Source organism: Paenibacillus terrae (genome assembly GCF_000943545.1).
Classification (GTDB): Bacteria; Bacillota; Bacilli; order Paenibacillales; family Paenibacillaceae; genus Paenibacillus; species Paenibacillus terrae_A.
On sequence record NZ_JTHP01000128.1, the window covers coordinates 1 to 8,987 of the forward strand.

The 8,987-nt window shown below is 36.4% G+C and carries 7 protein-coding genes; 4 read left to right on the forward strand and 3 right to left on the reverse strand.

Annotated elements, in window-relative coordinates; genetic code table 11:
• A partial coding sequence (locus QD47_RS33550; protein ID WP_044649300.1) for a hypothetical protein occupies nt 1-301 on the forward strand: 301 nt, incomplete at its 5' end.
• Nucleotides 302-983: 682 nt separating this feature from the next.
• Here QD47_RS33550 and QD47_RS28510 read toward each other — a convergent pair.
• From QD47_RS28510 to QD47_RS32310, 3 genes are all read right to left on the reverse strand, one after another.
• Nucleotides 984-2,675, reverse strand: coding sequence for an SMC family protein (locus QD47_RS28510; protein WP_044649301.1), 1,692 nt, complete (start codon nt 2,673-2,675; stop codon nt 984-986).
• Nucleotides 2,676-2,719: 44 nt separating this feature from the next.
• On the reverse strand, nt 2,720-3,841 hold the full coding sequence (locus QD47_RS28515; RefSeq protein ID WP_044649302.1) for a dsDNA nuclease domain-containing protein: 1,122 nt from the start codon (nt 3,839-3,841) through the stop codon (nt 2,720-2,722).
• 458 nt (nt 3,842-4,299) lie between these two features.
• Nucleotides 4,300-4,476, reverse strand: a complete 177-nt coding sequence (locus QD47_RS32310; protein WP_161797216.1) for a hypothetical protein — start codon at nt 4,474-4,476, stop codon at nt 4,300-4,302.
• A 326-nt stretch (nt 4,477-4,802) separates the two neighbouring features.
• Between QD47_RS32310 and QD47_RS28520 the strand changes: the two genes are divergently transcribed.
• The 3 genes from QD47_RS28520 to QD47_RS32770 all read left to right on the forward strand — a co-directional run.
• Nucleotides 4,803-7,706 carry a contractile injection system protein, VgrG/Pvc8 family gene (locus tag QD47_RS28520; protein ID WP_082067343.1) on the forward strand — a complete coding sequence of 968 codons (2,904 nt, stop codon included), beginning with the start codon at nt 4,803-4,805 and terminating at the stop codon, nt 7,704-7,706.
• Nucleotides 7,703-8,377, forward strand: a complete 675-nt coding sequence (locus tag QD47_RS28525) for a hypothetical protein (protein WP_044649303.1) — start codon at nt 7,703-7,705, stop codon at nt 8,375-8,377. Before QD47_RS28520 ends, QD47_RS28525 begins: the two co-directional genes overlap by 4 nt.
• Nucleotides 8,378-8,766: 389 nt before the next feature.
• On the forward strand, nt 8,767-8,987 hold a 221-nt coding region (locus QD47_RS32770; RefSeq protein ID WP_044649304.1), incomplete at its 3' end, for a hypothetical protein.

Sequence of the window (8,987 nt, forward strand, 5' to 3'; positions counted from 1 at the left end):
TATTAAAACAATATACTATTCTATCCCTATAGTACTAAAAGAATTAAAATTCATAGATAAAACTAATCCTTCTATCTGTGTCAAAAAAGTAAAAATTGAATTCAGTTACCTTCTATCCTATTGTAAAAGAAATAAAAGGGATATTTACCTACAAGAAATAACCAAACTTTTAGAAGAGAACAGGGAAACTCTAATCCAACACTCTACGTCTATGAATATCAAATTAATGATTGAGCTAATTGAAAAAATACAATCAAAAATGAAAAGTTCTTCTAAGATTAATCAATTGATTAAATCTTGAATGATTATTTAGCCATGCAAGGGACTTTCAACCTTCTAACGAAATAAGAAAAGAATATCTCCTTTTCGTTAGATTTTATTTGTACCATGAAACCTGTTCTAAAAGAAGACGTTCTCATTGATAATTTGAGTTTCTATAACGCCGATCCTTCATTCCTTACTGACTGCCAACGAAGTTCAGATAATTATACAGTTGGAAGAATAGTGTACAAGTTTACGATATACCATCTCAGTTGTTGCATTGGATCACAAGACAGCTATCGTTTCGGATTAATCCAACCGCTTGCAAGGCCTACCTACCTTTTATTTGTTACTTTTTTTCAAAATAAGTCTAATTTCCATACACTGTATATCGCAGATTTTTTCATAAAATATTGCAATTGACCCTAAAAAATATGTTGGCACGTATATTTCCCAAAAAAATCAATCTCATCGATTAGATTATCATAACCTTCACGCAACCTCTACAGATAATTGAAAAGATGTGTTCCACTGCGGTGAAGGTCTACTGATTTGTTATCGAATTTTGAAGCTCACGAACTCCCCCTCTTCCCTTCTATAAATTCCTTACAATTTATAGAAGGGAACAACTGTAACGTTTGAGCTATTATTTGAACAACAATTTTTTTGTAATTCAATCTCTGGAATTACCCTTCCTCTTTTAGATAGTAAATCTCATTAAATTACGATTCTAATTTTTCAAGATTTCTAAAAAGTTCAATATGGCTTGTATAATCCTTTTTATTTAAAGTTCTTCTCTCTTGCATTAATCGAATGACTATACTAGCTTCCTCTTCGTATCCCGTCTCTCTTTCTGTACCAATAATAACCTGTCCACGCTTATCTAAAAGATATCCAAGAACTTCATCAATACTTTTTAAGTTTTTCCAATCCTGGCCTTGTTGATTGGGGGTATCTATAACCAAGAAATTGAATGGACTGACCATTCGATCAAGATTATAAAGGTACAGAGCAACATGATAGGCATAAATAATCCTCGGCTTTTCACTTCCAGTCTTTGTTAGCTCCTGTACAAAATCTTTTAATTTCAAAGTTTTCAAAGGTATATTAAGCTCCTTTAAGATTCCTTCGTATGTTGTTTTAAGATCAGTTAAAATTTTATTCCTTCTTTCGGGTGAATTAAACTCTTTTATCTTCTCTTTAATTTTTTTTACGTTGCGTTCCTCTTCTATTATCAATTTCATAATCTTGTCCCTTTCAAGCTTCCCAGTAAAAACAATTTCTTGTTTACCTTCATTCCGAAAGGTGTTGGCAACAGTGGCTAATTCTTTGCTTCGTTCAATTTGTCTTTTTAGAAAGCTATATCTTTTATTCACCTGATTTTTTTCTTCCAGTAGACCACTAATTTTAAAATCTAGTTCTTTTAATTCATTTCTTATTTGCTTAATTAATTCGTTGCCAGATTGAATATCTTTAACAATTTCCAGCCTGTCTATTACTTTATTATTATGGACTGTACCGCACGTAGGACAGATAATTTTTTCTTCTTGTGTCATTGCATACGTATGATCTTTATCGAGTTCTTTAATATACTCCTTTAAAGTAGCCAATTGAAGGTTTTTTTCATACTCTATGTTTTTGAGTTCCGAAATACTCTCTTCCAGTTTTATTTTTCTTCTTTCTAAATTATCAAGTTCTGAAAAAGCAAGCTTGACCTGGCTATTTTCTAAAATTATGTTGTTTTCTGTATTACTTACCTCTATATTCATTTGAATTGTCTTTAGAAGTTCGTTAAAGTACTTAAGCTTTATAATTAATTCTTGGATAGTTTTATTAATTTTCAAAATATTATTTTTCTCTTTGTAATACTTGTTTTCTTGGTATCCTACTACATATTTATTAGTATTCCCCTTCCAATCTTTAATGTACTTCATATTCGAAAAACTTTCGCCTATTTTAGACCACCCAGAATCTTGGTCTATGTACTGAAATCTAAATAGTAATGGAGTAGTAATGGAAACTTCTAGGCCATTTATGGTTAGACAATCCATAGAAACATCTAGCTCTTGCATCAATGCCATACAAAATTCATGATAAGATTTATTATCTGACAGAACTATAAACTTTGATTCATTGACAATGTTAAAGAGCTTAATGTTCTCCTTTTCCCGAATAGTGCAATATTTTTTTTCCCCATAATCAAAGAATAAAACATATTTTTGAACAAGGTTCTTCCAATCATCCTCAAAAATAAGTTCGCAGCCCAGGGAATAAAAGATACTTTTGATTAAAGAAGATTTACCAGTTTTATTTTCACCGATTATTAAATTTAGCCCCTCAAGAAAGCTGATCTCTTTTGATGACTCTTCCACATCACTTATTACTATTAGTTTTTTTATCAACAATCTTTCCATACTTCTCTCCTTCTTGTAAAATCCTTAATTTTCTAATTAATCTTTTATATTGTTGTGTTTTCCGAAATAAGTCTTTCATAAAACATAGCCTCCACAAGGGGAATATTGAAATCAATGTTATCCTTGATAAAGTTCTCACATTGTTTTTTTACTTCGTCTAACAAATAAAATATATCATCAATTCTTGCATATTGTTTCAAGAGGATCTCATCTATTACAGCAATTATTTGAAAAGATACGTCCTGATATAACAACTTATTAATGTCTAACATTTTTAGTTTATGTTCTTTCAATTCTCGCAGAAGTAATCTTCTTTTCGGTAAAGATAATCCACTATCAGTCAGAAATTCTTCAAGTTCTCTAAAATAGCTTTGGGAAGAAATCTTTTTCATATTCGTTTGCAAAGCGGAAAATACATCTGATGATACACCTTTTTTTTCTACTAATTTGCTATAACTTATAGGAACTTCAATTTTTGTTTTGCTCTTTTTCCGTACATCTTCAATAATGTCTTTTAAAATCTTGTTACTGTTCGAAGTATACAACTCATCATTTTCCAGCATTTTAAAAAATTCGCCCGCTACGACTTTTTCATAATTTTCAAGAGGTAGATCACCATCATAAACATAGGTGTCCTGTACGAAGTTATCGAATATATGTTCAAACTCATTTAAGTCAATATTATTAAACTCACTCTTGATTAGGTTTTTAATTTTTGAGTACAGAGCAGGGTCAGTTGTTTTTAGCAGCTTGCCATCTTCAATGATGGACTGCCACTTTCTTATTTCCGCATCTACCCCAATGTTAGATACAAAGTGACATTTACTACATTCTGTTTTAAATTTCAGAAAGTTATAAAACAAAAAACCTAGAAAGCTGTTTTTTACAGCACCGCTTCTTTTAGTAGTTGTTTTAGTAAGGTATGGTAATGACCATTTCTTATATTGAGCAGTTGTTTTTATTTGGAAAAATTCCGCGCAATTTGGATTCTGTATGTCGGAAACTTTAGTCATGTCGTCATGAAATTCACAAATAACTAAGAATTGAGAATTTTTCTTAAATTCAATTATCATATGGTGTACTATCCAATGAGCTTGATAATCAAATCTATTGAAGCTATTAGAGCCAGCTTGTTCTCTTAGTTCTGAGGCAAGTATATTTTGCAATTTTATTTCCTCCCTTTAGGAGAATTACTTACTATAGTATCTATGTATCCTTCTACAATTATTTTAAAATATCCTCCTAAAGATACATGCAGATGCAAAATTTCTTACTATAGATGGGTTTATGGTACTATTACACAGTTAGAAAAGACAAAAAAGAGGGGATAACAGCCCCTCTTTAATTATTCCCGCCAATACATCTCAATGAATAATCCTGCTTTACCAACAGTGAACAGCACTTCTCGTGCCTTGTGAATGAAAAAAAGTATATGTTCCCGCACTCAACCCTAAAGCATTTTTTTGAATGCAGGAACATATTCAAATTGCCTTCCATCCCTCGTACATCAATGCTTCTGATCCCGATATATCACTACCACGCACTCCACGTGTGTCGAGACAGTCAAAGGGATATATTTCTTTTTATTATATATATTACCTATAATATCAAAAGCCACTCCTTCTCACAACACCACCTTTTTCCAGATGATACCCGTTTTCTCTTCACTTCTATCGATCCCACTAGTTCCATATGATCCTGTATTTAATTTACCCGAATCCATAATCACAATTAAATTAGCCCCGTTCCTGACTTTGGAAGGCAATTGCTCAAAATTACTGTCAGCCTTCTCTCTTCCCATACCTCTCCCTTCCAAAAATACACATAGTAAATACACCAACCAATGGGTCATTCTGTAAACTAAATCTCTCTTTCAACCGATAAATACATATGCTGGGTTCGTAATTAAATATCACCTCTTGCCCTTTTGTACCTTGAATGAATGCTTACTTGGGACACCTGTATCGGATTAAGAATGTTTTTGTGCCAAAAAAACTCAGTGATACATATCGGTCTTAACTCAAAGTTGTATCCATCCATTTCTTCTATTCGTCAGACCCGAATTAAAAATGCTGCACTTTACTCTTGTAATCAGCCATCACATCTAGAAAGGAGTTATGAACTCACTTGAGCCTATTATCAGATGGGATAGGATATGAAAGCCTACGCTTTTATGGTCCCTTTCAGCCGCAACACATCGATCAACTTCAAATCACACGTACCATTAATGATCATACCTTTTTACATATCAGTGGTATGCTCTCCGAAGAACAGGGAGCCGCATGCATCGGACAAAATATGGAGCAAGAGCCGATTGTGATTCGTCAGTTGGATGATCAGGGACAATCACTGAGAAGATTATTCCATGGGATCGTTACGCAAATGTCTGTGAATTGTACGCGGGGAGTATATACCTTTGAACTGAAGGCTGCTTCGCATTCCTATCAAATGGATATTAAACTGAAAAAACGTTCCTATCAGGATATTCACCGTACCTATGATAATCTGGTCACCTCGATGGTTCGGAAGTATGAGTATGGAGACGCCATTGATACCGTAACTAATTATGCCAAACTGGATACTTTTGTTTTACAATATGAAGAGACGGATTGGGCATTTTTAAAACGCCTCGCTTCTCGCTTTGGTTCAATACTTGTGCCAGAAGTGACCGCAGCCTCGCCCAAAGTTTTCTTCGGGATGCCAGAAGGCAAGCAGCATAAGGTTGAACGGGATGTGTTTTACAGGGTACGAAAAACGTTTCATGAGCTAGACACGGGAAAACCAGGAGAACGTGCCGGCTCGTATGTCACCTATACAATTGAAAGTCTGCAATACTACGCTCTAGGCGACCTCATTACATTACCCATCGGACAAGGCAAAGAGTTGGTCGTCGTTCGGGCAGTAACAACGTTAGCAGATGGCTTACTGCGTACTCGTTATGATCTCCAAGCTGAACAGGATATTCGCTATGCCCGGTATGAGAACGATCAGGCGACCGGGATTTCGCTGACAGGAACGGTGCTGAAGGTACAGCAGGATTTTGTGCAGCTTCAACTCGACATCGACCCGAAGCAAGATCCTGCCAAAGCCTGTTGGTTTCCTGTAGCGACTCAATATGTAGCCGAAGAACATAGTGGCTGGTACGATATGCCTGAAATCGGGGAACAGGTCGAGTTGTATCTGCCTACACACCGCGAACAGGATGCCTATGTAACGGATTCGCTCCGACAACAACGCCACACAAATGGACAACCAGAGGTTAAGGTCTGGCAGCATGTGCAAGGTAGCGGCGTAGAAATGTCTGAGCATGAATTGACCCTGTCCACCTCGGATGGATTTTCCATTACACTAAATGAAGATGGTGGCATCACCATCAACAGTCCGGGGGATGTACAGATTCAGGGTGGTCATGTGAAGCTCGATGCAGGTGAGGAACTGTCGTTAGAAGCTGGAACAGCCCTGCATCTAAAAGGTGGAGAAAGTAGCATGGTGCTGGATGGTGAGACAGATACCAAAGCTCCAGTGATTTATCAGGAAGGGACGGTGAAAGCACCCGTTTTCGTGGCTGACCTCCCTCCTGTGCCTGAGCCGCCATTAATGAGTATAAAAGCTTATGAAGCAGCCCAATCAGCAGCAAAGGATTCTTCTAGCAGCCAAGCCTCTACTCCTAAAGCAAAAGTTACAACTCCAGCAGCACTTCAACAGGCGAATGCCTTGATGGGAACGGTATCCAAGCTGTTAGGTTCCATTCCCGTAGTTGGGAACGTAGCCAGTGTGATGTTGAATACGGTGGGTGGGCCAGCAGGTAAAGTGGCGGCAACGGTGTTACAAGCAACTGGAGCCATCCCTATTCGTAGTAAAGGCACGCCCACGGTTGGAGGTAGTAAAGAAACAGGGTTGCACCCGCTCAAACACTTGGCTGGCTTAGCACTCCAAGGACTAATCAGTCAATATGAGCATGAGCAAGCAAGACAAGCCTACTATAGCAAATGGATATTAGGAAAAGCATATACAAGTGCGCGTCATATAGCTAATTCCGGTGGCCCATTAGAGCTGATTCAAAACCTGCTGAAAGAGTCGAATGCTATGGCTCATGCCTATCAGCAGATTCCTGTAGATCTGAGACAACGTTGGAAGGACAAGCACGATAGCTACATGCAAGCTGAAAAAGCTAAAGCATTCCATAATTTTGATGAATATGATAAAAAAATAGTAGGAACTATGTGGGTACTGAGCAAAAATGGAGTTACTGATCAGAAAGCTGCCCAAGCTACTCTCGCCTATAACGAAGCGATCAAAAATGGAGAAATCAAATTAGATAACGGATCAGATGAGTTCGATCCTATCCTGGAACAGACAAAAGCAGCTATGGAAGGTTATAATCTGTGGACGGGAGAACCCATACCCAAATGGCAAGCTGCCTCCATTGTATTTACCGGTATAGCTTATAATTTTCAAGGCATTAGAGGTTCACGTGGTGTTAAGTTAAATACGAAATTAAAGCTCCCCTCTGGAAAATTCAAAATTCCAAAGGCTAATTTTGAAAAAATGCAGATGGGCAAAGATACACCTTCAAAACCAATCGAACCACCCAAAACTGAGGGGACGGGTAAGCCTCAAAAACCCAAAAAACATCAAGCAGAGAAGAAAAGCACACCACAATCAGGCAATGGACCATATTCACATCTTAAAGATTCTAAGCATGTAGGTCCTGGGAAGGATTTTACTGCGGCTCAAAAGAAAAAGATTATTGAAGAAAATATGAAACGAAATGGTGAGGTTGTTAAGTCTGACGATACTGGTCAAATTCTAACTAAACCTCAAAAAAGTAAAAAAGGTGTTACTCCCGATCCGAATGAATGGCAAATCGACCATATTATTCCTAGGGATAAAGATGGTTCTAACAGTTACAGTAATGCTCAAGTATTATCTCGAAAAGAAAATCGAGACAAATCAAATAAGTTACCCTCTGACCTTGATAAACCAAGCAAGAAAACACCACCAACTAAACCGAAAAGGAGAAAAAAATGAAGCCTGTGATATTAAATAGTCAATTAAATAGAAATAAATTACGGAGCGGTTGTATACTTGCATCAATTGCACATGCAATAATGGTTGCTCATTATCCTGAACTATCATACGAACACTCATGGGATGGTGATAATTATAGTGTTATTGATGGTTCGGGAGGAAGAGGTACTATTACTTTCAAAGGGAATTATTTTGTTGGGGCATTTCGAAATGAGAACTATACTCGAACCGATATTCATACAGCTTTAGATTTTTTTACTGGTGCACCAAAGCATGTCCTTGAGTTGGCTAAGAATGATACTTTAGAATATCTACTTGAAGAAGATGAAGATGGCATGACCTCACCATCTATTACCACTGCATTTTGGGGTGATGACGATAATATTACTTCAGTTGATAATATCGTAAGAATGGTACAATGTGGTGGATATTTATTGGAAAGGCAGTTTATGGAAGACGACTCTGCAATTGAATCTTGGCGAGATTATTATGAAATGACTCCCGAACAAGTAGACTTGTTAAAGTCTGTATATGATAGGAAAGTAAATAATCCTCATGGGAACATCACTTTGTCAAAAAGTGAAATTGAAATAATTGGAACAGAAAGTCCTGAGGGCTTAAGTGAGAGTATAACTTCGTTTGAGGAAATAGGGATATACCGGGAAAAGTAAACTGTTAACTATGGCTACCGAGTGCCGAATGAACTCACCATTATTACAATAACATATATAACCCATATAATACCCGTATAAGATATCGTCATTTTGCTTGTACGCACATCAATGCTTTAATTCTATACCCTAAATAATGTAATAGCATTACATTGAACAGGTTGATTATGGTCAGATACCACCATGATTGACCTGTTTTTTTGTCATCCTTATTACTTAAATGGTATATTTTAACTAATATTTAAATATACATATACACCAAATTATATTAATAAAAAATATATTTTTAAAGATAACTCAACATCCCTCCACTCAAAAACAATGACTTGCCATCCCTCCCCATCAGAGTTAACATACACACACTCAAACAACGGGAGGGAAAATGTACTATGTCAAATTGGCCAGATTGGTTTCTCGAAGCATTACGCCAACGTTTTTATCAATTAGAACTCGCTAGTGAACAACAGGCTTCATGTTTATCTGAGGACAAAAATCTATTCACTCAAATGGATCAATTCAAAACCAACCAAAACGAAGATATTCAACGTCTGCTATCTGAATGGGAAGAAGCCATAGGCGATCAACTAAGTCAGGACAAACAATCCATCTA

What these genes read in the sequence shown, in the direction of transcription:
- QD47_RS28510 (WP_044649301.1), bottom strand. Translation starts at nt 2,675, where the DNA reads ATGGAAAGATTGTTGATAAAAAAACTAATAGTAATAAGTGATGTGGAA.
- QD47_RS32310 (WP_161797216.1), bottom strand. Translation starts at nt 4,476, where the DNA reads ATGGGAAGAGAGAAGGCTGACAGTAATTTTGAGCAATTGCCTTCCAAA.
- QD47_RS28525 (WP_044649303.1), top strand. Translation starts at nt 7,703, where the DNA reads ATGAAGCCTGTGATATTAAATAGTCAATTAAATAGAAATAAATTACGG.